Source organism: Variovorax glucosi, assembly GCF_051216695.1.
Taxonomy (GTDB): domain Bacteria; phylum Pseudomonadota; class Gammaproteobacteria; order Burkholderiales; family Burkholderiaceae_C; genus Variovorax.
In genome coordinates, this window is sequence record NZ_JBPJZE010000001.1 from 469,180 (window position 1) to 495,779 (window position 26,600).

Genomic DNA, 26,600 nt, shown 5'->3' on the forward strand with positions numbered 1-26,600 from the left:
GCATCAATTGGAAGGTTCGAGGTCTGCGACCAGCAGCACGTTTGCAAACGGCGTGCCTTCGCTCATCGGCACGCTCAGCACCTTGAAGCCGAGCCGCGCCAGCAAGACCTTCCATTGTTCCAGCGTTCGGCCCCAGGTTGGCGAAACCTTGTGTCCGCGAACGCGCGTGACGGTGCGGTCCACCCACTGGCTCACAGCGAAACCGCGCGAACTCGAGGCGTCGCCAATACGCAACAGAAGGCGCCCGCCCGGCGATAGCGCATCGCGCACCCGGCGCAACACGCCCTCCTGCGCTTCGAGATCGACGTAGTGCAGAACGTCGAGGATCACGACCAGATCGCAAGCAGGCAGCGTCGCGGTACGCATGTCGGCGCAGAGGATCTGCGGTACCGGAACGAGGTGGCCGATCGATTCGCGAGCGCGTGCGACATCCTTGGGCATCAGTTCGATGCCGGTGTAGTCGGTGCGCGGCGGCGTCGCCAGCCAGCTCTTCGGCCACTGACCCTGCGATTGCATCGACGCCGCAACCGATAGAAGGCTTGCGATCAGGCTCTGGCCGCTGCCGATATCGACGATCCGCGCGCGGTCCGGCCCGATCAGGCCGCGTTCCAGCATGCCGCGAAACACCGGGTCGCGACCGAGCTTTCCGCGCGCGAAGTGCCATGCGAAACGCCCGCCGCGCCGGTAAGGTTCGGTCGCGGCGTCGAGCAGGCGGTGCCACGCGGCGTCATGCGCCGCGCGGGAAGAAACGGGAGTCATGCAGTGAGTCCTTGGGGTAGCGTGACCGCGCGCAGGCGGTCCGCCTTGAGGCGCGCGAGCAGCGGCGGCAGCACTTCGAGCAGCACCGGACGGCCCTGCTGGGTGCGCGCGGCGTTGCCGTCGTGCAGCAGCAGGATGTCGCCGGCAGCCAGACGTCGCACCAGCCGCGCAAGCACGACGGCCGGATCGCGCTCGCGCGTGTCGAAGCCGCGCCGCGTCCAGCTCACCAGCGAAAGATCGAGCCGCTGGAGCACGGGCGCCAGAAAGGGGTTGCGCAGTCCGGCCGGCGCCCGGAAGCAGGTGGGCCGCTCGCCGGTGATGTCGGCCAGCACGTCCTGCGCGCGGGAGATTTCCGCCTCGTACCCGTGCGGGCCGAGGAAGGAGAAGTTGTGTCGATGACACGACGTGTGGTTCTGCACGCTGTGTCCGCGTGCCACGATCTCTCGTGCGAGCGCCGGGTGCGCGGCGACCCGGTCGGCGATGCAGAAGAAGGTGGCGCGCTGACGGTGCACATCGAGCAGATCGAGCACCTTGGGCGTCACTTCGGGATCGGGACCGTCGTCGATCGTCAGCGCGATCTCGCGTCGGGCGACGGCAGCAGCCGGAAGCCGCGTGACGTTCGGCCCCAGCAGCCGGCTTCGTGGCGTCAGGCCGGCGCCGGTAATGATCGCGTGATTCAGGGCCACCGCGCCGATGGCCCACGGCGTCGCGCCGGGCACCCACAGGGCGGCACCAAGCGCCGCGCCGTGAAGACCGACGCTGGCAGCGATCCATTTCGGCAGTCGCGAAGAGCCGGAAGAAACCTGTACGGGAGGTGAACCCGGTGAAGAAACAGTAGGAGCCATGCCTTGCTTTGTAACTCAGCTGACCTCTACGGTAACTATTTTGTTTTCTTTTCTGACGAACGCCGCTGAAAGCATCAACGCCAGAAATGCGCCGGGTGCCACCACTCGGCCGATGGCGGACAGCGCGGGAATGTCGGAGATCGCGATCAGGCCGAACGAAACCACGGTCGTCAGGTTGGCAAGCATCAGCGAAGCCAGCGTGTCTTCGTCGGCGCGGCCGGTGACCTGGAGCTGATCGAAGAACAAGGCGTAGTTCGACCCCACGGCAACGATCAGCAGCAGCCCGACCAGATGCAGGATGCCGAGCGGCACGTGCAGCGCAGCCATTCCGCCGAGTGTCAGCACGACTGCAAGCAGCAGTGGCTGGCAGACGGCGACCAGGCGCTTGACGGATCGCAGATACACACCGAGCAGGACGACCACCGCCAGCGCGCCGAGCATCACCTGCACGAAGGCTTCGTGCAGGTAACGGTCGTAGAGGCTGCCGAGTTCGCGGCCGATGTCGACGACCTGCACTTCCGGCAGCGACGACAGACTTGCGGCCAGCCTGGCCGAATCGAAGGTGTCGGACGTGTGCAGCGCGATCAGCGACGACCATCCGCCTCCCGCACGCTCATACAGCAGCGCCCGCACCACAGGCGCCAATGCACCGTCTGCCAGATCGGCGCGGACGATCGGCGGGAGGGCGCGGGAAGCTTCGACCGACGTCACGAACGGCTGAAGCATCGAGGCCGGAAGCGGCAGGCCCGCCGTCGCCGCGACCAGCCGGCTCTGCAGCGTCACCGCGTCCGGCAGGCTGGCCAGGCGCGCCTGCTGCGTCGCGATGCTCGGCAGCATTCGCGCGACGCTTTCATAACCGCCGAGCTGCCCATCGGCCACCAGCGCATCGAGCTTGAGGCCGGCCGCTTCGGTCGCACGCAAGGCGCCCTGCTCGTCCGCGGCCTGCACGACGACCAGCGTGCCGCCGTCGGCCGCGCCGATATCGGCCCGCAGGCTGGCGTCCAGCTCCTGCGACGCCTTGGAAATCGGGCTCATCGAAGTCAGATTGGCACGCCAGAGTTCGCCACCCTGCCAGGCCATCAGGGCGAGCGCCGCAATGCCGAGCGCCACGAAAGCGGGGCGAAGACGCGGCAGGTAATGGACGATGCCCCCCGCCACGCGCGCCATCTGGCGGCGCATGCCCATGCCGGTCGCGCCATCGGGAGCCAGCATCGGCAGCCCGTGGCGGGTCACGAAAGCGGCGGCGACCAGTCCGGCGATCGAGAACACGCCAAGCTGCGCCAATCCCGGAAAGCCCGAAAAAAGCAGTGCCGCGAAGCCGCAGACCGACGTCAGCAGGCCGAGTCGCACCGTTGGCCAGTTCAGGTCGCGCCAGCGCTGCCAGCCGGTGCCGCGCACTGCAGCGCCGCGCGCCTGGATCAGGTAATAGATGGCGTAGTCGACCGTCTCGCCGATCAGCGTACTGCCGAAACCCATCGTCAGCCCGTGGACCGACCCGAAAACCAGCGAAACCGCCGCCGTGCCCGCCACGACGCCCGTCAGCACCGGCAGCAGCGCGATCACCAGCGCGCGCGGCGACGCGAACGCCAGCAGCAGCAGGCAGCCCATGACGATGGCGCCGATGATCGCCAGGTGGATCGCCTCGCCCTTGATCTTGTCGCGGCTCTCGACCGAGAACACAGGTGCGCCGCTCAGCAGCAGACGCGGTTTCTCGGCGCCCGAATCGGTTGCAGCGCCGCCGGCCGTGGCGACGGCCTTGTCGAATTCCGAACGCACCCGCGCGATCGCCACCGCCTGCGCATCGAGGTCGCTGCCCGACGCCCTGGTCGTCGTCAGCAGCATCGCGCGCGGCGCGGTGCGCGACACCCAGACGCCGTTCTCGGTACGCGGCGAGCTGGCCGGGATCAGGCCTTCGGCGATCCGCTGGGTTTCGCCGGTCGGGTCGCGCTCGAGCAGCGGACGCACCATGTTGCCGGCCGGCGTGCCGAGCATCGACAGTGTGTCGACGATGGCGTCGCGCAATCCGGCCTCGGTGAAACGCTCGGGCGTGACGTCGGGCGACAGGTGATAACGGTGATCGAAGACGAAGGTGCCGGCTTCCTGCCAGTCGCTGTTGTCGCCGTTCTGCACCTGCTCGAACAGCCCGCTGGAGCGCATCGCCTTGCCGAGCGCACGGGAAACGTCGGCGCGCTGGGCCGAATCCTTGCCGCCCTCCACGCCCATCATCAGCGTGCGCGAGGCCACGCCGCTCTGCAGCTGCTCGATCAGCACCCGCTGCCGCGCATCGGGGCTGGCCGGCAGGAAAGCGGAGAGATCGGCGCTGAACTGCGTGCGGGAAATGACGGCGACGCCGGCCAGCACGGCAGCCAGCCAGAGCAGCAACACCAGCGCGCGGCGACCTCGGCTCGGACCCGCGCTGGGTGCGCCAGTCGAAGCGCTCACTGCGCGACGCCCGGCCGGCGCGGCGAAATCGTCATCACCGATCGGTCGCCGCCGCGAAATTCCATCTCGACGCCGAGCACCTCACCGGCACGCCCGGTGAGGCGCAGGTAATTGATCTGCGCGGCGAGTCTCTCGTCGATGGGCGCCAGATCGATCGCCCATTCGTTCGCCGTACCGACAACCTTGGTCTTGAAGTAGCGCTCAAGCACCGGCGCATTGCCGGCCAGCGTGGCGCGCATCGCCTCGACCAGCCCAAGCAGCTCGGGAATGCTGTCGAGCGTCATGGTGCGGGTCCGGCCGCTGCGCGAAAGCACCAGCGCGTTGCCGTCGACGGACATGGTTTCCGGACGCGGCGACAGCGTCTTGCGCACCAGCTGGTCGGGCGCGGTGAAGCTCAGCGTGCCGCTGGCCGACAGCGGGCCGTCGAAACCGCGCACGTAGCGCTGCTCGACGAAGTTGGCTTCGCCGTGCTTCTGCTTGCCGAGCAGGCCCATGAGTTCGGGCAGGTCGAACGCCCACGCCGGCACCGAGCCCAGGCAGAACAGCGCGGCGGCGACCGTGAAACTAAGAATCTTTCGAGGAAGCCGCGTCTTCGAGCCAGAAATCATGGAAATTGAACCAGTTGTAGGGATAGGCGCGGCACAGCGATTCGAGCCGCGCGACATAGGCTTCGACGGCTGCACGAATGCGCAGTTCTCGCTCGACCGGGTCCTTGAGACGCTCGGTCAAGTCGGCCAGCGGCTCGAAAATCACATCGTAGCGATTGCCGCCGACATACAGGCCGGCCATGAAGAACACCTTGCGCCGCAGGATGGCGGCGAGCCGGAACGGCCCGTCGTTGAAGGTCGCCGGATGCCCGAGGAACGGCAGCACCACCGCACTGCCTCGCGACTGACCCGAAGGATCGTCGCTCCCCGGCAGCGTGCGATCGGCCAGCAGGCCGCCGAGACCGCCGCTGTCGAGCCAGTCGCGCAACTGCAGCATCGAATGCGGCTGGCCGAGCGCGATCACGTTCGGCCGCATCTCCGGAATGCTGATCGCCTTGAGGATCGACATGATCCGCTGCGCGTTGTCGGTGAACATCAGCATCGCGACGCGCAGGCCTTCCTTGTCGGAACTCTGCTGCTTGCAGGCGCCCAACGCCTCGAAACTGCCGATGTGCGCACCCAGCAGGAACGCGCCGCGGCCCTCGAAAGCCTCGGTTTCGACCGGATGCTGGCCGGTGACCTGGACGTCGAAAAGCGCCAGCCGGCCGCGCAGGAAGAACACGCGGTCGAGCACGGTCGAGCCGAAACTGTGCAGCAGCCTGTAGCCGTCGCCCCAGCCGGCTTTCGGGCCGATCACGCGCAACAGATAGCGCTTCGTGTTGCGGCGCGCCTCCGGCATGAAAAGCAGGAAATACAGGCAGATCGGATACAGGATCAGCCGGGTCGCGCGCCGGCCGAACTTCAGCGCCACCCAGCAGATGAAGCGCAACGCCATCATGTTGCTGCGCTCGGGCGCATGTGCCCAGCCGGTTCCGGTGATCGGCTGCGCCATCAGGCAGCGGCCTCGCCGGCAATCCAGCGACCGCTCGCGGCGATCACGTCGCCGCAGCGCACCTCGAAACGCACGCCGCGGGATGCGCCGGGTTCCGGATGCAGCGATATGTCGACCGTGGCACCGGGACGAACCGGCGACAGGAACTTGACCGCCGCCAGCGTCGGGTGCGCGCCGAGCCGGGCGACCATCGCCGGCACCCGCGCCATCGCTTCCATCACTTCCGACACCAGCAGCGCACCCGGCAGCAGCGGCTGGCCGGGGAAATGGCCGACGAAAACCGGGTGATCGGCCGGAACGTCGTGCGTGATGTGCACCGGCGTATCGTCCGCCGCCATCTGCGACAGCGCGAATTCGCGCAGCGCACGCGCCGTCAGCTTGCTGGTGCCTTCGCGCGGCAGGCTCCCGACCTGAACGACCCGACGCGGCACGAACACCGACTCGATGCGATGGCGCAATTCTGCGACGATCGCTCCCGGCGCCAGCTTCGGCGCGACGACGAAAGCCACCGGACGCACGATGCCGTCGGCCACTTCGTCTGGCAGCCAGAACGCGCCGTCCTCGACGCCGGGAATGCTGTTCAGGTGGTAATTGAGATGCCCCAGCGAACTGCGCTTGCCGGCGACGTGGATCAGGTCGTTCGAGCGCCCGAACAGACGGAAACGCCGGTCGTCGAGCAGTTCGAGTACATCCGCCATCGGCGTCGGCCGCGGGATGAAGTCGCCCTCGAAGACGAACTGCTCGGCGCCCTCCCCACCCCCGGCAGCCTGCGCACGCACGCGAATGTCGCCGAACGTCTCCCAGACTTCGCTTTCGGTCGGGCGGCGCGAGGCGACCTGGCCCGATTCGGTGCTGCCGTATATCTCGATCAGCACGCCGCCGGTGGCCTGCTCGGCCTGCGCGGCAAGTTGCGGCGACAGCGGCGCTGTGGCGGAAAGGATCAGGTCGACCGGCGGAATCTCCAGTCCGGACAGCACCAGCGTCTTCAGATGGAACGGCGTCGTCACCAGCGCGCGCGGACGCGGCACCGAAGCCAGCGACTTGACGATGTCCGCCGGAAAGAACGGCCGGCCGCTGTCGAAGGCCGCGCCGCCGAGCATCGCCAGCAGCGCCGACGATTCGAGTCCGTAGCTGTGCTGCACGGGAACGGTAGCGACCAGCGTCATGCCTGTGAGCGACGTGCGGCCAAGCCATTTCGCCAGCGGCCCGGCGGCGGCGGCTATGTCGCCGACCAGCGTGCACCACTCCTTGGCATGCGGCTGCGGAACGCCGGTGGAGCCGGATGTGAGCAGGCTGACGGCATGCATGTCGCCGGGAAAGGATGGAACCGGGACATGGGCGTCACCGACGACCGGCGCCGGTTCGGCCAGCCCGGCCGCCACGGCGCCGAACGGCACCAGCACGCGCGCCATGCCCGAGGTGTCCAGCGAAGGCTCGTCGGTCACGGCGACGATCTCGCCATGCGATTCGCGCAGGCGGGCGATGGTTTCGGGACGGACGTCGGGCGGCAACAGGCTTGCATGGCCGCGCATGAGCGCAGCGCCAAGCGCGACCGCGAAGGCATAGCGGTCGTTGCAGAGATTGACCAGCGGACCCAGCGCCGGCAACTGCCCGGCCTGTCGCGCGACATCCGCCAGATACGTCCGCCCGCTGACGGCGACGCCGTGGCGCCAGGCCAGCGGTGCGTCGAGATCGCGAGCGGCCAGCAGCGGAAGAAGGGAGGATTTGTTCGACAGACTCATGCGCAGGACGGATTCATTGAATTTCAATGTTTGGCGGACGCGCCGGGTGCCGCAGCGCCGTGGCTGTAGAAGGCGCGGATCGCATCGATCATGCGGGTGCGCTCGAATTCGGGATGCAGCCGGTAGCGCAGCAGATGCTCTCCGACGAAGAGCACGCCGACCATCGCCGGGCTCAGCATGTTCGCCCAGAACGACCAGACCGAGAACGGCAGCCACAGGTAGATCGCGATCGAACCCAGCGCCGTGATCGCGAAGTACGCCGTCCAGACCCAGGTCACCTGCCGCGTGTACGCACGCATGCCGTCGACCAGCGGATGGATGCGCTGCGCGAATTCGCCGATCAGCGACAGCCGGCCGCCGCGCAGCGAACCGCCGAACCAGCAGCCCAGCACCGCGTTGATTCCGAAATGCTGCAGCACGTAAAGCCGGTCGGGGTTGCCCGCTTCACCGCGCGCCAGCGCCCAGACCAGTGCCGCGCCCGCCAGCACGACCGCGGCGATGCCTAGTCTGCCGAGCCGCGTCCCGGCGATGCCCAGCGCGGTCAGCCAGAGCGGCCCGAGCAACACGGCGATGGCCCAGGGCGCATCGGCATGAAAAACCATCATCCAGTGGGAGAGGCCCGCATAGGCGATGCCAGCGAGCAGATAGAGCGCCAGACGCCAACGCGACATGGCGGAGCCGGCCATTCAGGCGGCCGGGACGCGGTTCTGGCCGACGTGCGTCGCCAGGGTGCGCAGCGACGTGAAGATCTGCTGGTTGCGTTCGTCGTCCGAACGGAGCTGGAAACCGTAGCGGCGCGAGACTTCGAGCGCCACTTCGAGGATGTCGATCGAGTCTAGGCCGAGGCCTTCGCCGTACAGCGGCGCATTGGGGTCGATGTCGCCCGGCGCGACCTCAAGATTCAGCGAATCGACTAGCAGCACGGCCAGCTCGTTTTCGAGCGGTGTCTGTTCTGCGGCGGCGCCATCGGCGGTGTTGGATGTAGGGACTGTCGATGACAAGGAAAACTCCTGGAACAAATTCACGCACAAAGGCGCTTGACGCCGCGGATTATAGGAGGCCATGTTGGCTAGACTTCGGCGTTTCGACCCGACCGGAACACGCATGGCCGACCCTCTCCTGATAGCCCGTCGCGACACGACGGAATGCTTCCTCCTGCCGGAGCTGGCCAACCGCCACGGCCTCGTGACCGGCGCCACCGGCACCGGCAAGACCGTCACGCTGCAGACCATTGCCGAGCAGCTTTCGAACATCGGCGTGCCGGTCTTCATGGCCGACGTCAAGGGCGACCTGGCCGGCATCAGCCAGCCCGGGAAGATCGGCGACAAGCTCGCCGCCACGCTCAAGGCGCGCGGCATCGAGCCGGCCGAACCTGCCGCCTCCCCGGTCACGCTCTGGGACGTCTTCGGCGAACAGGGCCATCCGGTGCGCGCCACGGTGACCGACATGGGCCCGCTGCTGCTGGCCCGCATGCTCGACCTGAACGACACGCAGGCCGGCGTGCTGAACCTGGTCTTCAAGATCGCCGACGACAACGGCCTGCTGGTGCTCGACCTGAAGGACCTGCGCGCGATGCTGCAGTACGTCGGCGAGAACGCCAGCCAGTTCACGACGCAGTACGGCAACGTCAGCGCCGCGAGCGTCGGCGCGATCCAGCGCGGGCTGATGCAGATCGAGAGCCAGGGCGGCGACAAGTTCTTCGGCGAGCCGATGCTCAACATCGCCGATTTCATGCAGACGGTCGGCGGCAAGGGCGTGGTCAACATCCTGAGCGCCGACAAACTCATGAATTCGCCGCGTCTCTACGCAACCTTTCTGCTGTGGATGCTTTCCGAGCTTTTCGAACAGTTGCCCGAAATCGGCGATCCAGACCAGCCGAAGCTTGCCTTCTTCTTCGACGAAGCGCACCTGCTGTTCAAGGACGCGCCCAAGGCGCTGATCGAGCGCATCGAACTGGTGGTGCGGCTGGTGCGCTCGAAGGGCGTCGGCGTCTACTTCGTCACGCAGAACCCGCTCGACATTCCGGACGCCGTGCTGGCACAGCTAGGCAACCGGGTGCAGCACGCGCTGCGCGCCTTCACGCCGCGCGACCAGAAGGCCGTCAAGGCGACGGCCACGACCATGCGACCAAAGCCGGGCCTCGACATCGAGGCCGCGATCACGGAACTCGCGGTCGGCGAGGCGCTGGTGAGCTTTCTGGACGCCAAGGGCAGCCCCAGCATCACCGAACGCGTCTTCGTGATGCCGCCGGCCAGTCAGCTAGGGCCGATCAGCGCGGCCCAGCGGCAGGCGCTGATGACCGATTCGCTGGTCGCCGGTGTGTACGAGAAGGCCGTCGATCGGGAATCGGCGTACGAGAAGCTCAAGGCACGCGCAGACGCGGCGCCGGGTCTGCCGGCAGATGCCGGGAAGGCATCGGGCAAACCTGTGGGGACCGTCGGGACTCTCGGTACGGCTGAACCTGCACCTGCGGGCGGCGGGCTGATGGGCAACCTGAATGACATCCTGTTCGGCACCACCGGACCGCGTGGCGGCAAGCACGACGGACTGGCGCAGACGATGGCGAAATCCGCAGTTCGCACCGTGGGCACCAGTCTCGGTAAGGAGATCCTGCGAGGCGTGCTGGGCGGAATCTTCGGCGGCAAGAAGGGGCGCTGATCAGAGCGCTGATGAGGGCGTCCCCTTCCTGCCCCCGGTCGATCAGTCGAAGATCCATTCCGCACCTACCGTCGCAGCCGCGCCGGCGCGACTGAGGCCGACGCCGCCTGTCACGGTCCAGGCGTTGCTCTGCGAAGTGCGCCTGAAGCTGACGCCGATGGCGCTCTCGCCCTTGAACACTGCGGAACCGACCCGCATCGCGACCTTGCCCGGCACGGACGATCCCGGCATCTGCACCGCCATCGCCGAGGCGACGCCTGCGTAGGCATTGCGCGCGACGCTGTCCACGCGGTTGTTCACGGCATCGATCCGGCTGTTGGTCGCCGTCTGCGCGCTACCGAGCTGATTGACGTTGACCGCATCGGTCCCCGCGACACCCGGCGCCACGTTCGACACCACCGTGCCGTTCGGTGACTGGCCGTCGCCGAGGACGAGCTTGCCGTAGTTCACCGATCCGTCGGAATTGCGCTCGTACTGCGTGCTGCCGGCCTGGACCGCCTGCAGTTGCCGAACGTTGACGGCGTCGGTCGCCTTGGTACCGCCCGCGACGTTCACGATCTGGCGCTCGCCGCCTTCGGTTCCGACGGAAATCGCACCCTGCGTCGAGGCGACCGCCGCGCCGGACATCGCTTCCTTCGCTCCGGCCAGGCCCACGCGTTCAGCCACGCTGCCGGCGCCCAGCGCCACGCCGCCGTCGGCTTTGACGACGGTGTTGTTGCCGATCGCCGTGCCGCGCTGGGCAACGCTCGCATCTGCATTGCTGCCCAGGGCGGTACCGCCGTCGATGGCCTTCGCCGTCGCGCCGACCGCCGTTGCTTCGAGACCCACAGCCGTGCTGTTCAATCCGAGCGCAACCGCGCCCTTGCCTGCCGCGTTGCTGCCCGAACCCATCGCAATGCTGCTTTCGCCGATCGAGGTGGCGCCGGGGCCCATCGCCAGACTGTCGATCCCGGTGGCCTGCGCGGCGGCGCCGGTGGTATTCGACTGGACGTAGGTGCCGCCACCGCTGGTGACGGTCTTCACTGCAGCACTGAGGTTGACGATCGAGCCGCTCAGGCCGCCGATGGCGTCGCCGACATTGCCGTAGTTCGCAGATGCGAGCGTACCGGCGGTGGTGTAGTTGTCGATCGTGTAGGTCGGGCCCTGCACCGTGCCGTCCGCCAGCACTTGCGCTCCGCCGCCGAGTTTGGCCGCCAGGTCGCCGACCTGCCTGACGTTGGCCGCATCGGTGCTCGCCGTGCCGGCCGCCACGTTCGCGATTTGCCGCTCGGCACCGGCGCTGCCGACCGAGACGACGCTGTTCCTGCCGCCGTCGGAGGCGTTTTCGCCGATCGCCACCGACTGCGTGCCGGTACTCGTGGCGCCATTGCCGACCGCCATGCTGCCGACACCGCTGGCCGACGGCGCAGCGTAGGTCGGCGTGCTCGCCGTGATCCAGGTATTGGCAGCTACCGTACCGGCCGCTGCGACCTGCGCCACCGTCGCTGCGTCGCTGCCTGCGACGCCCGCCGCGACTCCGCTGATGACACGGTTGCCCGCCGTACCGGCCACGTTCAGCACCGTACCGCCGGTTGCGGCACCGACCGTCAGGATGCCCGTTCCGGGCGCACCGCCAACCTGCTTCAGCAGGCCCACCGTGCCGCCGTTGATCGCACCCAGCAAAGCGGCAGACGCCGCATTGGTCGCAGTCAGGCCGCTGTCGATCGCGCTCACGGTGCTCGTGAGGTTGTTGTAGCTCTGCCCGCCGACCGTGAAGCTCGGCGCGACCGCAGCCCCTGTCAGCGCATTGAAGACGGTCTGCCCGATTGCCGAATTGATGTTGCCCGTCACCGCGCCCAACTGGCTCACGTTCACGGCATCGGTGCCGGCCGAACCGGCGGCCACGTTGGTGATGCGCCGCTGCGCCGTCGCCGTGCCGACCGATAACTCGGACGCCGGCGCTGCAGTCGCCGTGACGAAGCCGAGCCCCGCGGGCGCCGCAGCGTCGGTTTCGCTGCCCGAGCCCAACGCGATGCTGCCTGCGTACTTCGCGATGGCCGCCGCTCCGATCGCCACGCTTTCGGCGCCCTGCGCCTGCGCGTCCGCGGCGGCCGAATTCGCGTGAAAGTATTTGATGCCGGCGCCGTTCGCGACCGAATTGTTCACCGCTGCGAATGCCGCACCGGCGTTGTTGTACGTCGTGCCGCCGACCGTGAACGACGGTGCGGTGAGTTTGCCGGTCACCGGGTCGTAGGCGGATCCGCCGCCCAGGCTCGTTGCGACCGATGCCAGACCGGTGTTCAGCTGGCCGCCGTTGATGGCGTCGGTCGACGCCACAGCCGTCGAACCGCTGCGCACGTTGTGCAGCCCGACCGGCCCGGCCGCAACGCCCACCAGCGTCATGTCGTTGGTCCTGGTGCCGCCGTTGCGTACGGTCGGCGTCCCCGGGTCCGAGAACTGCACCGGGCCGGCGCCGCCGTTGTTGAGACCGGTGATCGCCGTGTTGTAACTGTCGAACCCGCCCTGTACGGTGGTCGCGGTCGACCCGTTTGCCGTGTTGTACGTGGTGCCGGCATAGGCGCCGGTCGATGCATTGACGGTTCCACCCAGAACGCTCGCCACATTCGTCGCGAGTCCGTTGACCGAGGTCGTGAGCTGCCCGACGTTCACGCCGTCCGTCGCTGCAGATCCCGGCGCGAGATTGGTGAGTTGACGGGCGGACCCTGCGGAACCCAGCGAGACTTCTCCTGCGGAAAATTGCCCCGCACCCGAGCCGTAAGCCGTGTAGCTGCCCGACGCTCCGCGCGTCGCGCTCGAGCTCGCACCGAGCGCGACGCTGCCGGCGACGGAAACATTGCTTCCGGCGCCGATCGCAACGCTGTTGGTCGACGACGAATTGCTGCCCGACCCGATGGCGATCGTCCCGATCCCCGCCGCATTGCTGCCTGATCCGAAAGCCATCGCGTTCTGTCCTGCAGCAGTCGCGCTGGCACCGAAAGCCATGGCCGAGACACCGACCGCCGTGCTGGACGTTCCCATGGCGATCGCTGCGCTGCCGTTGGCGACATTCAGGTTGCCCGCCGCAACGGCGCCGTCGCCGACCGCAGTATTGTCCGCACCGACCGCCACGGAACCCGTTCCGGTGGCGTTGTTCGGATCGCCGATCGCGACTGCGCCATTGCCGCTTGCCCTGTTGCCTGCGCCTATCGAGACCGCCTTGCCGCCGGTCGCCACGGCCGCATCGCCGATGGCTACCGCCGACGCGGTGTCGGCAAGCGTGTTGCGTCCGAGCGCTATGGCGGCGATGCCCGAAGCCACGGCATTTCCGCCGACCGCCGTCGAATCGACTCCTGAAGCGACGCTGTCGCCCAGCGTCGAATTCGTACGGTAATACTTGACGCCCGCGCCCCCGCTGACAGAGTCGTCGACGTTGGCGAGCGCATCGCCGACGTTGTCGTAGGTGTTTCCATCGACGGTGTACGAGGGTGCTACGACCTTGCCGGACGCCGGGTCGTAAACCGCACCGCCACCGAGATGCGTCGCGACCGACGCAAGCACCGTGTTCAGCTGTCCGCCATTCACAGCGTCGGTCGACCCCGCCGTCGTCAAGCCGGCGGAAACGTTATGCAGCCCGACAGCCACCGATGCGGAAGCGCCGATCAACGTCATGTCGTTCGATTTGATCCCGCCGTTGGACACCGTCGGCGTGCCGGAACCGGAATACTGCAGCGGACCGATGGCGCCCCTGTCGATTGAATTCGAGAGCGTGGCGACGCTCAGATTGGTTGCGTAGAGCTGAGACCCATTGACAGCGTCGGCCGACGTCACCGACACCGCCCCCGGCGCGACGCCTGAAATCGTCACGGCGGAAAGCGTATTGCCCTTGGTCAGGTCGACGGATGCCGTCGGCGCGCCCGATCCGTTGGGCACGTACTGGACGCCCAACGCATTCGTAGCCGCCAGCGCCGAGCCGACGTCATGGCGAACCACGCCACCCACGCTGTAGCTCGGCGCCGTGAACGCACCCGAAGCTGCATTGAAAGAAGATCCGCCACCCAGCGCAACAGCCAGATTGCCGCCGACCGCCGCGAGTTGCGAAACGTTGACACCGTCGGTGGAGGCGGTGCCCGCAGCGAGATTGGTCAGTTGTCGGGTGTTGCCTGCGGAACCGATGCTCAGTTCGCCGACGGTCGATTCGGCGGTTCCAAGTGCATAGCCGGTGAAGGATGCGCTCGATCCACGGACGGCACTCGCATTTGCTCCCAGAGCGACGTTATTACCAGCGCGGCCTGCAGCTATGTTTGCACCCGCGCCCAACACGGTACCGTTCAAGGCTCCGTTGTCATTGGTGCCTTGTCCCAGGGCGACCGAGTTCTCGCCCGCAGTCGACGAATTCACTCCGATGGCCACCGAATTGGAGCCGCTGGCTGCCGCGTTGACTCCAAGTGCCAGACCGTAGAGAGCCAAGGCGCGAGAGTTCCAGCCGATCGCGACTCCCTGCGGTGCAGTGTCGACCACGTTGGAATAAGCGCCGATCGCTATGCCTCCGACTCCAGCCGATGTCGCGCCGACACCGTTGTGCGCGTTCGATCCGCCGATTGCAATGGATTGCGTACCCGAGGCCACAGCGCCGACGCTACCCGTCCAGTTGCCCGAGCCGATCGCGATGGAAGAAATACCGGTCGATTGGGCGCCTCGCGAGTCGCCGTTGCCGCCGCCGTTGTTGCCGGAGCCGATGGCGATCGAACCGCTGTTCGTCGCATTGGCCCCTGTGACAGTGCCGCCGAAAAGGCCCGGGTAGATGTTTTTGATACCGGCGCCCAGAGATATCGATCCGTCACCGATTGCAGTCGCGCCCGTTGCGTTTGATCCTGAAGCACCGCCGACTGCGACCGCGCCTAAGCCATTCGTTCCGGTGAGGGAGTTCGTCGGCGCTGCGACGAAAGAAGAGGCGGTATTTCCTAATACGACACTGCCTTCGGTGTTTACATTAGTGCTTGCGCCAACTGCCGTGGAGTTATAGCCGCTGGCAGAGGCCGCGCGTCCAACTGCGATCGAGTCTGCCGCCAGGGCACGTGCGCCGGATCCGCCGGCAACATCGGTGCCGCCGATTGCAATGGAATTGGCGCCTAACGCCGCAGCTCCAGTTGCATTGCTCGCAGTTACTGCACCGATCGCAATCGAATTAACTCCATTTGCAGTGGCGCCTGTCGAAACACCGATGTCACCCGGATTTGAAGCTCCACCGATCGCAAGAGCACCGACGTTGCCCGCCGTTGCCCCGACTGAATCGGCTGTGCCCCAACCAATGGCTCCGCCTAGCGCAAAGCTTAGGCTTGTTGCGACCGCACCTCGTGCGTTCCCGGCGGAGGCCATCGCACCACCAATGGCTGTCGCCATATTTGCCGAATTTGCAGCGGCGCCGGTCGCAGTCCCGGCACCGTTCGAGCTTGCACCGCCGATCGCCACGCCGTTGTGCCCGCCGCCAGCAGCCGAGGCACCAAAGGCCGACCCCGTACCGCGCGATTGCGCGCCGCCGATGGCGATGCCTGCTTCGTTGAGCGCTGATGCTCCGACGGCAGTTGCACCTGCGACCGCATAGGCACCGCCCAAGGCGAGTGAACTGAACGCATCGTCGCTGCCACTGGGACTCGCCTTGGTCGAAGCACCTGTCGCGGATCCTGTGCCACTGATTCCACCGATGGCAATACCCGAAGAATTTGTGACCAATGCGCCTGCGCCGAGGGCGATGCCGCCTGCACCGAAAACAGACACTGCTGCGCCTGCACCGATAGCGACTGCATTACTCTGATTCGATACGGAATAAACGCCCACCGCTACTGAGCTGTTACCGGTCGCCTTTGCTACGGTGCCGCCGGCGAATGAGTTACCACCTGCTTCGGCCTGATAACCGACTGCAGTGCCACCGGTGGAACTGTTGGCCAGCGCCTCGGCTCCGATAGCCACGCCCTTTGTGAAAGCCTTGGACTTGCTGCCGGCTGCAATTGCTAGCTCCGCTGCTTCCGAGGTCTCGCCGAATGCGACGGCACTGGAGCCCGTTGCTTTTGCCGAGACACCGGCCGCGATGCTGTTAATACCAGAGGCCGCAGAGCTAAGTCCAATCGTAATTGAGTTTTCCGCGCTGGCGATAGCCCCGTTTCCTATCGCAACAGAGCTTGTTCCAGTTGCATGCGCACCAATGCCGCCAGCAAAAGCATTCAGCCCAGCGATGGAGACATATCCAACTGCTGTTCCCCCACTGGAACTCTCTGAATTTGCCCCGGCGCCTACTGCAGTGCCAGCATAGCCTGACCTAGCGCCATTACCGCCAGAAAAAGCCTCTTCCGCAGCGATTGTGCTTGATCCGATTGCAGTCGCAAGCTGCGCAGTTGCCGATGCGGATGATCCTATAGCGATAGAACCATATCCAGCATTTGCTTTAGCAAAACTACCGATGGCAAGATTGTCGTTCCCTTGAGCGGATGCAGAGTTGCCCATTGCTTGAGCACGAATTCCCACAGTTTTTGCTCCAAACCCAACCGCCAAGGACTCCCAGCCTCCCGCATTGGCTTGACTACCTATCGCTATCGCATCGTCACCTGTAGAAATCGAGCTAAGCCCAATCGCGATCGTATAAAAACCCGAAGCATTCCCGTTCGGGCTCGAAAACTCGCCAGCAATTGAGCTTGAGCATAGAAGCATTGAAAAATGTGCCGCAGCAAGTACAACAGCCGCTTTGATGGATCCCTTTGACTTACGCCCTCCACTCATGGTGATTTCCGATGCAGCGACCCACGCACCCAGCGACTCGTTATAAATCGATTTATAGCTTCTGTTCATGATGTTCTTGAATATGTTGGCTTGAATCGAACCGTCTTCCGGTTCATTTGACTATTTCAGGATTTCCGGTTATTTCCTGATCTCAGGCACATACCCCGTAATCCGCCATTTGTTATCTGGCTCAAGCCGGAAACTGACCAATTCCGATAGCGAGTCGCCCGCGGCTCCGGGTGTCACGAAAACCACATTGGCGTAAAAACCGGCAGGCGGCGCCGGGGGCGCGGCCTGGGGAAATCGGTTGCGCGAAACATTCATCCAGATGCGGTCGCCAATGGCGGTGAAGCCGCGGCGCCGCTCGAGGCTTTTACCGCCAAACTGCTCTTTGGAAACTTGCGCCTTGAGCACGGGAGATGCGTTGTCCCAGACCCATCCGACCTGACCGCCGTCGATCTGCTGCAGAACCTGCGCACCCAATCCGACGACATCGACAGGAGAGATATCTTTTTCCGCTGCCGCCGCATCGAATACGACGCTTGCCGCAAAGAATGAGACTACCGAGATGCAGGTCCGAATATTCAGGTATTTCATTTCCGTGCTTTCATCCCGAGGCGGGTGTGAACGTTTTAGGAATTTGCCGATTGCATTTGCGTCAAAGACGTTTCGAGCGCTGACAAAGTATTACGACGCGACACGGAACAATTTCGCCACGGGCACAAGACGCTAAAATTCGGCATCGAAAAGTCTGAAATCGGGAGTGGAATAAATAGCGTGTAAAATTTGCTCTCCGCTGACGATGTCAAAGAAGACCATCGACTTATCGGAGCGAAGCTCAATACACGTTGATGCAGGCAAAAGCATTCAAATCAGGAAGTCGACCTGAAAGCTCACGGAAAAAGAATGCAAATGTTCAGAAACGTCGGCGCACTGGTGCTGCCGATCTCGTTGGCCTTGTTGCTTGCCGCCTGCAGCCTTGCCCGCCCTCCAGCGGCGGTGGACCCGCACGCGCCTGCGCAATGGCTTGCGCCCGTCCCGATTTCTGCAACGCTGCCTCACGACGGCTCGGTCCCGGCGCTTTCGGCCTGGTGGCGCCGCTTCGACGATGCAGCCCTCTCGACGCTGGTCGACGCTGCGCAGAAAGCGAGTCCGACCATCGCAAGCGCTGCCGCGCGAATCGCGGAGGCGCGCGCGGCAGGCACTCAGGCAGGCGCGGCGCTGCTGCCGACGCTCGATGGCACTCTGTCGGCGCAACGCAGCAATTCGCCATTCACCGGCGGCTCCAGCGCTGCGACTGGAAGCAGCAACGCGCTGCCGGGCGTGACAACGCTGCAGGCCGGTCTCCAGTCGAACTGGGAGATCGATGTTTTCGGCGGCCGGAATGCGGCTCGAGAGGCTGCGTTCTCCCGCCTGCGAGGTGCAGACGCGCAATGGCACAACGCACGCGTTTCCGTCGCTGCAGAAACCGCGAACCTGTATGTCGGAGAGCGCGCCTGCCAGCGGCAACTCGACGTAGCCGCCTCCGATGCCCAGTCACGCAGCGAAACGGCCCGACTGACCGACCTTTCGGCGAAAGCGGGCTTCACTGCGCCGGCGAGCGCCGCGCTTGCACGCGCAAGTGCTGCCGACGCTTCGGCGCGGCTCAACCAGCAACGCGCCCAATGCGCAGTGCTTCGCCGGGGCTTGGTCGCCTTGACGGCGATCGACGGCGCGGCGCTCGACGCCCTGCTCGCAGTAGCGCCAGTAGCGCCAGTAGCGCCGACCGACCGCGGCCCGATGTCGACGCATCCGCTGCCGCCTGTCGACAACGTGCCTGCCCGCCTGCTTGCGCAGCGACCCGACGTCTATGCGGCAGAGACGGCGGTTGCCGCTGCGAGCGCCGACATCGGCGCCGCCGAGGCCGATCGCTACCCGCGTTTCACGCTGCAAGGATCGGTGGCTGCGCTGCAGTTGCGCAGCGGCGGCGTGCGGCAGTCGCTGGAGACCTGGACCATCGGTCCGGTCGCGCTTTCTCTGCCGATCTTCGACGGCGGCATCCGTGCGGCGAACGTCGAGTCAGCGAAGGCGCGTTACGACGAAGCTGTATCGCTCTTCCGGTCGAGCGCCCGCCAGGCGGTGCGCGAAGTCGAGGTGGCGCTGCTGAACCTGAACAGCGCCGATGCACGCGAAGGCGATGCGATCACCGCCGTCGACAATTACCAGGCGTCGCTCGACGCCGCGCAGGCGCGTTACCGTGCCGGTCTGGGCAGCCTGTTCGAGCTTGAAGACGCCCGCCGTACGCTCTTCGCCGCGCAGACAGCGCGCGTCACATTGCAACGCGAACGTGCCGAAGCCCGCATTGCCCTCTATCGCGCTACCGGCGGCGGCTGGGCGCGTTCCGAACCCACAGAAACGTCCCTGTCGAAACAATGAAACGCTCAACTCTCATCACCACGCTCGTGGTGGTTCTCGTCGTGACCGGCAGCGTCGCATTCTGGATTTCGCGCAGTTCGCCGGATGCATCCGGCAAGCAGACGACGACCGCTGCTGGCACCGCTGGCACCGCTGGCGCCGCCGCCACGGCACGACCCGTGCTGACCGTGACCGTCGCCAGACCGGAGTCAAGCGAACTCGCCGTCACTCTCGCAGCGAACGGCAATATCGCGCCGTGGCAGGAAGCCATCGTCGGCTCCGAGGCGAGCGGGTTGCGGCTGCTGGAGGTTCGCGCGAACGTCGGCGATCTGGTGAAGAAAGGCCAGGTACTGGCGACCTTCTCGCCCGAGACGATCAACGCCGACGTGGCGCAGGCGCGCGCATCGCTCGCGGAAGCGCGCGCCACTGCGGCCGATGCGGCCGGCAATGCCGCGCGCGCCCGGACGCTGCAGGAAACCGGCGCGCTGAGCCAGCAGCAGATCAACCAATACCAGACCGCCGAGCAGACCGCGAAAGCCCGCGTCGAAGCAGCGGGCGCCGTGCTCGCGGCGCAGCAGGTGCGCGGGCGCAACACGCAGGTGCTGGCGCCGGACGACGGCGTGATTTCCGCCCGAACGGCAACCGTCGGCGGCGTGGTCGCGGGCGGCGCCGAACTGTTCCGCCTGATCCGCAAAAGCCGGCTCGAATGGCGTGCTGAGGTTACTTCCGCCGAACTCGGACGCATCGCCGTCGGAACTCCGGCAGTGATCGTCGGCGCGAGCGGCGCGCAAGTGCAGGGCAAGGTTCGCAGCATCGCACCGACGGTCGATCCGCAGACACGCAACACACTGGTCTACGTCGATGTGCCGACCGTCGAAGCCCTTAAAGCCGGCATGTTCGCGCGCGGCGCCTTCCAGCTCGGGAAGACGACCGCCGCTACCGTTCCGCTCGCATCGCTCGTCCCGCGCGACGGCTTCAACCACCTGTTGCTGCTGCAGCCTGACAACCGCGTGTCGCAGCTCAAGGTCGAAACCGGGCGCCGCGTCGGCGACCGCGTCGAGATCGTCACCCGGCTGCCGGCCGACGCGCAGGTCGTCGTCCAGGGCGCCGGCTTCCTCAACGACGGCGACCTCGTCCGCGTCGCGCCATGAACGTTTCCGCCTGGTCCATCCGGAACCCGATTCCGGCGGTGATGCTGTTCGTGATGCTCACGTTCGGCGGCTTCTTCTCGTTCAAGGCGATGAAGGTGCAGAACTTCCCGGACATCGACCTGCCGATCGTCACCGTCTCGGCCGCGCTGCCGGGCGCGGCCCCGGCGCAGCTCGAAACCGACGTCGCGCGCAAGCTGGAGAACTCCATCGCCACGGTGCAGGGCCTGCGCCACATCACGACCAAGGTGCAGGACGGCGTCGCCACGCTGATCGTCGAGTTCCGTCTGGAGAAGCCGGTGCAGGAAGCCGTCGACGACGTGCGATCTGCCGTGCAGCGCGTGCGCGCCGACCTGCCGGCCGACGTACGCGATCCGGTCGTCACCAAGCTCGATCTGGCCGGCCAGCCGGTTCTGGCTTTCACCATCGCCTCGACGCGGCTCGATCCTCAGGCCCTGAGCTGGTTCGTCGACAACGACATCACGAAGAAGCTGCTATCGCTGCCGGGCGTCGGCGCGGTCAACCGCGTAGGCGGCGTGACGCGGCAGGTGCATGTCGATCTCGATCCGGCGCGGCTTCAGTCGCTCGGCGCGACGGCGGCGGAAATCTCGCGGCAGCTGCGCCTCGTGCAGATCGAAAGCGCCGGTGGCCGGACCGATCTCGGTGGCAGCGAGCAACCCGTGCGCACGATGGCGACCGTGCGTTCGGCGGACGAGCTGCGCAACATCCAGATCGTGCTGACCGACGGCCGGCGCATCCGGCTCGACCAGGTGGCGCGCATCAGCGACACCATCGCGGAGCCGCGCGCGGCAGCGCTGCTGGACGGCAAGCCGGTGGTCGGTTTCGAGGTGGCACGCAGCCGTGGCGAGAGCGAGGTTTCAGTCGGCAACGCGGTGCAGAAAGCGCTTGCCGAGCTGCGTGCGCAGCGCCCGGACATCACGCTCACCGAAGCCTTCAATTTCGTGACGCCGGTGCAGGAGGAATACGACGGATCGCTGCATCTGCTGTACGAAGGCGCGATCCTCGCCGTGATCGTGGTGTGGCTTTTCCTGCGCGACTGGCGGGCGACTTTCGTGTCGGCAGTGGCGCTGCCGATGTCGGTGATTCCGGCGTTCATCGGCATGCACCTGCTCGGCTTTTCCGTCAACGTGATTTCGTTGCTCGCGCTGTCGCTGGTGATCGGCATCCTGGTCGACGATGCGATCGTGGAGGTCGAGAACATCGTGCGGCATCTGCGCATGGGCAAGTCGCCGTACCAGGCGGCGATGGAGGCGGCCGACGAGATTGGTCTCGCCGTGATCGCAACCACCTTCACACTGATCGCCGTCTTCCTGCCGACCGCTTTCATGAGCGGCGTGGCCGGGCGTTTCTTCAAGCAGTTTGGCTGGACCGCATCGCTGGCGGTGTTCGCATCGCTGGTCGTCGCGCGGGTGCTGACGCCGATGATGGCGGCGTACATCCTGAAGCCCATCGTCGGCGCCGAGAAAGAGCCCGGCTGGCTCACCGTCTACATGCGCGCGGCCGAATTGTGCATGCGCAACCGGCTGACGACGATGATCCTGGCGACGGTCTTCTTCATCGGCTCGGTCGCGCTGATCCCGCTGCTCAAGACCGGCTTCATCCCGCCGGACGACAACTCGCAGACGCAGGTCTACCTATCACTTGCCCCCGGCGCGACGCTCAGGCAGACCAGCGCCACGGCGGAGATCGCACGCCAGCGGCTGATGCAGATCGCGCATGTGCGGAGCGTCTACACCGTCGTCGGCGGCGGCAGCGCGGGCGGCGATCCGGTCGCGAGCCTGAGTTCGGCCGAGACGCGCAAGGCAACGCTGACAGTCAAGCTAGACCCGCGCGGCGACCGGCCGCGCAAACAGGTGATCGAGAACCAGATCCGCACCGCGCTCGAATCGCTTCCCGGCGTGCGCAGCACCGTCGGGCTCGGCGGGTCGGGCGAGAAATACATCCTTGGCCTGTCGGGCGAAGACCCGGTCGCGCTGACCACGGCCGCACGCGCGGTGGAACGCGATCTGCGCACGATTCGCGGGCTCGGCAACATCACGTCGACGGCCAGCCTGATCCGCCCCGAGATTGCGGTGCGACCGAACTTCGCCCGCGCCGCCGACCTCGGCGTGACCAGTTCTGCCATCGCCGAGACGCTGCGCGTCGCAACCGTCGGCGACTACGACCAGTCGCTCGCCAAGCTCAATCTCGCGCAGCGACAGGTGCCGATCGTCGTGAAGCTGGAAGACTTGGCGCGCAAGGACCTGGCGCTGCTGGAACGGCTTTCTGTCCCCGGCGCGCGCGGCCCGGTGATGCTCGGGCAGGTCGCGGATCTGACGATCGAGGGTGGCCCTGCCGTCATCGACCGGTACGACCGCTCGCGCAACGTCAATTTCGAGATCGAGCTTTCGGGCCTCGGCCTCGGCGATGCAAAGGCAGCGGCGATGGCGTTGCCGTCGATCCGCAACCTGCCTCCCGGCGTGCGCATTACCGAAATCGGCGATGCGGAGGTGATGACCGAACTGTTCAACAGCTTTGGCCTCGCAATGCTGACCGGCGTACTGTGCATCTACATCGTGCTGGTGCTGCTGTTCAAGGATTTCCTGCATCCGGTCACGATCCTCTGCGCGTTGCCGCTGGCGCTCGGCGGTGCCTTCGTCGGACTGCTGGTGGCGAACAAGGCGCTGTCGATGCCGTCGCTGATCGGCCTGATCATGCTGATGGGCGTGGCGACGAAGAATTCGATCCTGCTGGTCGAATATGCGCTGGTCGCGCGCCGCGGCCACGACGGCAGCGACGGCCGGCCTGCGGTCGAGCCGATGAGCCGCTGGGACGCCCTGCGCGACGCCTGCCACAAGCGTGCCCGCCCGATCATCATGACCACCATCGCCATGGGCGCCGGCATGTTACCGATCGCGGTCGGCTTCGGCGCGGCGGATTCGAGCTTCAGGTCGCCGATGGCGATCGCGGTGATCGGTGGGCTGATCACTTCGACGGTGCTGAGTCTGCTGGTGGTGCCTGCGGTGTTCACCTATGTGGACGACATCGAGAAGTGGCTGGTGCGCACCGCCCGGCGGTTGCGCCGTTAGCCGACACGCATCCGGGTCGAACGACCCGGTGTCGTCCTGCCGGAGCGTTCAGACAATAGCCGCATCGACACGAGGAACGAAAATGAACCGATTTGCGATGCGATCCAGCCATGCCGTCGTCACCGCGCTGGCGCTTTCGGCGCTGGCAAGCGCCGGGGCATTCGCTCAGAACACGCCGCTGCCGGAGACGGATGTCCAGCGCTACGAACGCAGGCTCGACGCCTGCAACATGAGCACGATTCCCGCTCCCGCGCGCGAAGCCTGCATTCGCAATGCCGGTCTGGCGATGGATGCCGCGCGCGGCGGAGCGCCGAACAACGTCGAGATGGAGTCGGCCGATGGCCGCGCAACGATCATTGCCCCGGCCGGCTCGCGCACGCCGCTGAGCGGATCGGGGATTCGGACGACTGACGACGGGCGCGCGACAGTTGTCGAACCGGCAGGTCGCGCGCCGGTGCGGTGATCTGCTTGCAGCAATTACAACTGCAGGATGGACTGAAGCCCCTCGCAAGCATCTGCGAAGACTTTCGCTGACACCTTGCCCGCAGGATAGGGTCTGGCGCTACGTGCCCGCCAGTCCATGGTTGCCACCATGTGCGTGAGGACGTAGCACTTCTCCTTTTTGGGGCCGAGGAAATCGAGTGCGAACGGATTGGTCGCGTTCATTTCCGAATGCGTCATCGGCAGACCCATGACTAGGCCCGTTTTTTCGTTGAACGCTCGTATCGACAAAACGAGCATCGGGTGCTCGCTCTTCATTTCCTTGCCGGCTTGCGGGTCGAAATCGATCCAGATGGTGTCGCCGCGATCCGGTGCCCAATTGCCTTGCAACGCACCCATCAGAAAATTTCGCCGCCTGCACGCCCTTGCACCAGAGGACCACCGCCGTGGATCTCGGGATCGTAGCGCTCCAGCTTCTGCGCAAGAGTCAGCTTCTTGCGCTCTCCGATCGGCCGAATCAGCACGCCGTCTTCGACGATTTCCATCGTCACGACCACACCCCGGGAAAGATGCGCAGCCTTGGCTGCAGGTCCGGTGAATCGCAAACCCAAGCCGTTTCCCCACGCCTGAACGGTCTGTTCGAAAACTTGTGCGTTCTTCGGGTTAGGTTGATTGGGTTCGGATTTCATCGGGGCAGTCTAGCGCCGCGAAGCAAATGTTTCAACGCGTTTAAACATTCAACGCCCTCATCTTCCGCTCGCTAGCACGCTTCATCAGCCTAGGCAGCGCCAGCACCGCGACGATCACCACGACCAGCGCGATCGACATCGGACGCTGGATGAATACCATCGCACTGCCTTCGCCGATCGACATCGCGTTGCGCAATTGCGCCTCCGCGAGCGGGCCGAGGATCATGCCGACCACCACCGGAGCGGTCGGAAAATCGAAGCGACGCATGATGACGCCGAGCACGCCGATGCCGTAGAGCAGATACAGATCGAATGCGCTCTGGCGCATGCCGTAGGCACCGACCGTCGCGAAGATCAGGATGCCGGCGTAGAGCTGGGGCTTCGGAATCTTCAGCAGCTTGACCCACAGGCCGACCATCGGCAGATTCAGCACCAGCAGCATCACGTTGCCGATGTAGAGCGACGCGATCAGCGCCCAGACCAGTGCGGCCGATGTGGTGAACAGCTGCGGACCCGGCTGGATGCCGTAGTTCTGGAACGCGCCGAGCAGGATGGCGGTCGTGTTGCTGGTCGGGATGCCGAGCGTCAGCAACGGGATCAGCGCGGCCGTTACCGTAGCGTTGTTCGCGGCCTCGGGACCGGCGACGCCTTCGATGGCGCCGCTGGTGCCGAACTCGGCCTTCGCGTCCTTGTCCTTGGCCAGCTTCTTCTCGACCGCGTAGCTCAGAAAGGTCGGTATCTCGGTGCCGCCGGCCGGAATGCAGCCGAACGGCGTGCCGATGGCGGTGCCTCGCAGCCATGCCGGAATCGAGCGCTTCCAGTCGCGGCTGCTCATGTGCACGCGGCTGAGCTTGTTCTGCGCCTCGACGACGCGGCCTTCGAACAGCACGGCGTAAAGCACTTCGGCGACCGCGAACAGACCGACCGCGACCAGCACGATCTCGATGCCGTCCAGCAACTCCGGCACGTTGCCGGTGTAGCGACCCTGGCCCGAAATCTGGTCGAGGCCGACGCAGCCGGCAGCGAGGCCGATGAACAGCGCCGTCATTCCGCGCAGCGTGCTCTTGCCGAGGACGGCGCTCACGGTGGTGAAGGCCAGCAGCATTAGCAGGAAATACTCCGGCGGGCCGAGCTTGACCGCGAATTCGGCCACGAACGGGGCGAACAGCGTGACGACGACGGTGGCGATGGTGCCGGCAACGAAGGAACCGATGGCGGCCGTGGCGAGCGCAGCGCCCGCCCGACCGCTCTTGGCCATCTTGTTGCCCTCCATCGCCGTCACCATGCTGGCCGTCTCACCAGGCGTGTTCAGCAGGATCGAGGTGGTGGAGCCGCCGTACATGGCGCCGTAGTAGATGCCGGAGAAGAAGATCATCGACGCGGTGACGTCGACCTTGCCGGTGATCGGCAGCAGCATGGCCACCGCCACCGCCGGGCCGATACCCGGCAGCACGCCGACCGCAGTCCCGAGCGCGCAGCCGACCAGGCACCAGAGCAGATTGGCAGGTGTGATCGCCGCAGCGAAACCCGCCATGAGAGCGTTGAAGATATCCATGTCAGAGCCAGCCGGTTTCTGTCAGGCCCGGCAGGTTGATCGCCAGGAATTGGGTGAACATCCAGAAGACCGGGGCCGCGATCAGCAGGCCGGTCACGGCGTCGACGAGCCAGGTGCGCGGCTGGTTGACTGCCGGCTGCCCGGCGGCGCGGCGCAGGCCCTGCACCGCCATCACGTAGCACAGCGTGCAGCTCAGGATGAAGCCGATGCTGGTGATCAGCGATGCATTCAGCAGCAGGCCGGCCGACACCCAGACGAAGCCGGACCAGTAAGTCTCGACCGCGCCGGTCGGTGCGTCCATTTCGCGGAAGCCACCGGTCCGCGCTTCCCAGGTGATCCAGCCGCCGCAGACGATCAGCACGATCGCGCTCAGCCAGGGCAGGAAATTCGGTCCGACGCCGCCATAGCCGGCTTCGGAAGAAATGCTGGTCGCGCCGTAAGCCAGGAAAAGGCCGACGAGCAGCACGCCGATGCCGACAGCCGTCTGCGGCCAGACGGCGCCTGCAGGAGCCGGTTCGACCGGCGGAAAGGAGCTTGTTGTCATCGGGG

At 66.0% G+C, this 26,600-nt stretch carries 21 protein-coding genes and 2 pseudogenes; 7 read left to right on the forward strand and 16 right to left on the reverse strand.

Features of this window, described 5'->3' with window-relative positions; all coding sequences use genetic code 11:
- Nucleotides 1–3: 3 nt before the first annotated feature.
- Genes ACSFA3_RS02310 through ACSFA3_RS02345 form a run of 8 tightly spaced genes read right to left on the reverse strand, consistent with a single transcriptional unit; the run spans nucleotide 4 to nucleotide 8,328 of the window.
- Entirely contained in the window at nucleotides 4–759 is a 756-nt protein-coding gene (locus tag ACSFA3_RS02310) for a class I SAM-dependent methyltransferase (RefSeq protein ID WP_435503787.1), read from the reverse strand.
- Nucleotides 756–1,604: a polysaccharide deacetylase family protein gene (locus tag ACSFA3_RS02315; RefSeq protein ID WP_435503788.1), complete on the reverse strand. Its 849-nt coding sequence runs from the start codon at nucleotides 1,602–1,604 to the stop codon at nucleotides 756–758. The genes ACSFA3_RS02310 and ACSFA3_RS02315 overlap by 4 nt, the downstream gene beginning before the upstream one ends.
- A gap of 15 nt (nucleotides 1,605–1,619) precedes the next feature.
- Entirely contained in the window at nucleotides 1,620–4,046 is a 2,427-nt protein-coding gene (locus ACSFA3_RS02320; protein WP_435503789.1) for an MMPL family transporter, read from the reverse strand.
- Nucleotides 4,043–4,654 carry a LolA-related protein gene (locus ACSFA3_RS02325; RefSeq protein WP_435503790.1) on the reverse strand — a complete coding sequence of 204 codons (612 nt, stop codon included), beginning with the start codon at nucleotides 4,652–4,654 and terminating at the stop codon, nucleotides 4,043–4,045. The genes ACSFA3_RS02320 and ACSFA3_RS02325 overlap by 4 nt, the downstream gene beginning before the upstream one ends.
- Complete coding sequence (locus ACSFA3_RS02330; RefSeq protein ID WP_435503791.1) at nucleotides 4,611–5,585, reverse strand: acyl-CoA synthetase; 975 nt, start codon at nucleotides 5,583–5,585, stop codon at nucleotides 4,611–4,613. The genes ACSFA3_RS02325 and ACSFA3_RS02330 overlap by 44 nt, the downstream gene beginning before the upstream one ends.
- The gene (locus ACSFA3_RS02335) at nucleotides 5,585–7,327 is read right to left on the reverse strand and encodes an ApeI family dehydratase (RefSeq protein ID WP_435503792.1); all 1,743 of its coding nucleotides are present in this window, start codon (nucleotides 7,325–7,327) and stop codon (nucleotides 5,585–5,587) included. The genes ACSFA3_RS02330 and ACSFA3_RS02335 overlap by 1 nt, the downstream gene beginning before the upstream one ends.
- Nucleotides 7,328–7,350: 23 nt before the next feature.
- Nucleotides 7,351–7,998, reverse strand: a complete 648-nt coding sequence (locus ACSFA3_RS02340; protein WP_435503793.1) for a COG4648 family protein — start codon at nucleotides 7,996–7,998, stop codon at nucleotides 7,351–7,353.
- Nucleotides 7,999–8,013: 15 nt separating this feature from the next.
- Nucleotides 8,014–8,328 carry a phosphopantetheine-binding protein gene (locus ACSFA3_RS02345; RefSeq protein ID WP_435503794.1) on the reverse strand — a complete coding sequence of 105 codons (315 nt, stop codon included), beginning with the start codon at nucleotides 8,326–8,328 and terminating at the stop codon, nucleotides 8,014–8,016.
- A 103-nt stretch (nucleotides 8,329–8,431) separates the two neighbouring features.
- Here ACSFA3_RS02345 and ACSFA3_RS02350 point away from each other — a divergent pair, with 103 nt between their 5' ends.
- Nucleotides 8,432–9,985 carry a helicase HerA-like C-terminal domain-containing protein gene (locus ACSFA3_RS02350; protein WP_435503795.1) on the forward strand — a complete coding sequence of 518 codons (1,554 nt, stop codon included), beginning with the start codon at nucleotides 8,432–8,434 and terminating at the stop codon, nucleotides 9,983–9,985.
- Between the two features lie 42 nt (nucleotides 9,986–10,027).
- Here ACSFA3_RS02350 and ACSFA3_RS02355 read toward each other — a convergent pair whose 3' ends face one another.
- Nucleotides 10,028–14,431, reverse strand: coding sequence for a beta strand repeat-containing protein (locus ACSFA3_RS02355; RefSeq protein ID WP_435504934.1), 4,404 nt, complete (start codon nucleotides 14,429–14,431; stop codon nucleotides 10,028–10,030).
- A gap of 73 nt (nucleotides 14,432–14,504) precedes the next feature.
- On the opposite strand from ACSFA3_RS02355, the gene ACSFA3_RS02360 reads away from it, so the two are divergent.
- On the forward strand, nucleotides 14,505–14,765 hold the full coding sequence (locus tag ACSFA3_RS02360; protein WP_435504998.1) for a hypothetical protein: 261 nt from the start codon (nucleotides 14,505–14,507) through the stop codon (nucleotides 14,763–14,765).
- A gap of 164 nt (nucleotides 14,766–14,929) precedes the next feature.
- Here ACSFA3_RS02360 and ACSFA3_RS02365 read toward each other — a convergent pair.
- Nucleotides 14,930–15,364, reverse strand: a pseudogene (locus tag ACSFA3_RS02365) (hypothetical protein); the annotation flags it as partial.
- On the opposite strand from ACSFA3_RS02365, the gene ACSFA3_RS02370 reads away from it, so the two are divergent.
- Nucleotides 15,351–15,566 carry a hypothetical protein gene (locus ACSFA3_RS02370; RefSeq protein WP_435504999.1) on the forward strand — a complete coding sequence of 72 codons (216 nt, stop codon included), beginning with the start codon at nucleotides 15,351–15,353 and terminating at the stop codon, nucleotides 15,564–15,566. The pseudogene ACSFA3_RS02365 and the gene ACSFA3_RS02370 sit on opposite strands and share 14 nt — an antisense overlap.
- Before the next feature lie 188 nt (nucleotides 15,567–15,754).
- Here the strand turns inward: ACSFA3_RS02370 and ACSFA3_RS02375 are convergent.
- Together ACSFA3_RS02375 and ACSFA3_RS02380 are read right to left on the reverse strand one after the other, a co-directional pair.
- Nucleotides 15,755–16,804: pseudogene (locus ACSFA3_RS02375) on the reverse strand (ESPR domain-containing protein); the annotation flags it as partial.
- Between the two features lie 69 nt (nucleotides 16,805–16,873).
- Entirely contained in the window at nucleotides 16,874–17,332 is a 459-nt protein-coding gene (locus ACSFA3_RS02380) for a DUF4019 domain-containing protein (RefSeq protein ID WP_435503796.1), read from the reverse strand.
- A gap of 309 nt (nucleotides 17,333–17,641) precedes the next feature.
- Here ACSFA3_RS02380 and ACSFA3_RS02385 point away from each other — a divergent pair, with 309 nt between their 5' ends.
- From ACSFA3_RS02385 to ACSFA3_RS02400, 4 genes are all read left to right on the forward strand, one after another.
- A complete protein-coding gene (locus ACSFA3_RS02385; protein WP_435503797.1) occupies nucleotides 17,642–19,150 on the forward strand; it encodes an efflux transporter outer membrane subunit in 1,509 nt (502 codons plus the stop codon).
- Nucleotides 19,147–20,280: an efflux RND transporter periplasmic adaptor subunit gene (locus ACSFA3_RS02390; RefSeq protein ID WP_435503798.1), complete on the forward strand. Its 1,134-nt coding sequence runs from the start codon at nucleotides 19,147–19,149 to the stop codon at nucleotides 20,278–20,280. Before ACSFA3_RS02385 ends, ACSFA3_RS02390 begins: the two co-directional genes overlap by 4 nt.
- Nucleotides 20,277–23,366: an efflux RND transporter permease subunit gene (locus tag ACSFA3_RS02395; protein WP_435503799.1), complete on the forward strand. Its 3,090-nt coding sequence runs from the start codon at nucleotides 20,277–20,279 to the stop codon at nucleotides 23,364–23,366. Before ACSFA3_RS02390 ends, ACSFA3_RS02395 begins: the two co-directional genes overlap by 4 nt.
- A gap of 82 nt (nucleotides 23,367–23,448) precedes the next feature.
- On the forward strand, nucleotides 23,449–23,829 hold the full coding sequence (locus tag ACSFA3_RS02400) for a hypothetical protein (RefSeq protein WP_435503800.1): 381 nt from the start codon (nucleotides 23,449–23,451) through the stop codon (nucleotides 23,827–23,829).
- Between the two features lie 14 nt (nucleotides 23,830–23,843).
- On the opposite strand, the gene ACSFA3_RS02405 is transcribed toward ACSFA3_RS02400, so the two are convergent.
- Genes ACSFA3_RS02405 through ACSFA3_RS02420 form a run of 4 tightly spaced genes read right to left on the reverse strand, consistent with a single transcriptional unit; the run spans nucleotide 23,844 to nucleotide 26,595 of the window.
- On the reverse strand, nucleotides 23,844–24,206 hold the full coding sequence (locus tag ACSFA3_RS02405) for a type II toxin-antitoxin system PemK/MazF family toxin (protein ID WP_435503801.1): 363 nt from the start codon (nucleotides 24,204–24,206) through the stop codon (nucleotides 23,844–23,846).
- Nucleotides 24,206–24,496 carry an AbrB/MazE/SpoVT family DNA-binding domain-containing protein gene (locus ACSFA3_RS02410; protein WP_435503802.1) on the reverse strand — a complete coding sequence of 97 codons (291 nt, stop codon included), beginning with the start codon at nucleotides 24,494–24,496 and terminating at the stop codon, nucleotides 24,206–24,208. Before ACSFA3_RS02410 ends, ACSFA3_RS02405 begins: the two co-directional genes overlap by 1 nt.
- 40 nt (nucleotides 24,497–24,536) lie before the next feature.
- The gene (locus ACSFA3_RS02415; protein WP_435503803.1) at nucleotides 24,537–26,051 is read right to left on the reverse strand and encodes a tripartite tricarboxylate transporter permease; all 1,515 of its coding nucleotides are present in this window, start codon (nucleotides 26,049–26,051) and stop codon (nucleotides 24,537–24,539) included.
- Nucleotide 26,052: 1 nt separating this feature from the next.
- On the reverse strand, nucleotides 26,053–26,595 hold the full coding sequence (locus ACSFA3_RS02420; protein ID WP_435503804.1) for a tripartite tricarboxylate transporter TctB family protein: 543 nt from the start codon (nucleotides 26,593–26,595) through the stop codon (nucleotides 26,053–26,055).
- Nucleotides 26,596–26,600 lie beyond the last annotated feature (5 nt).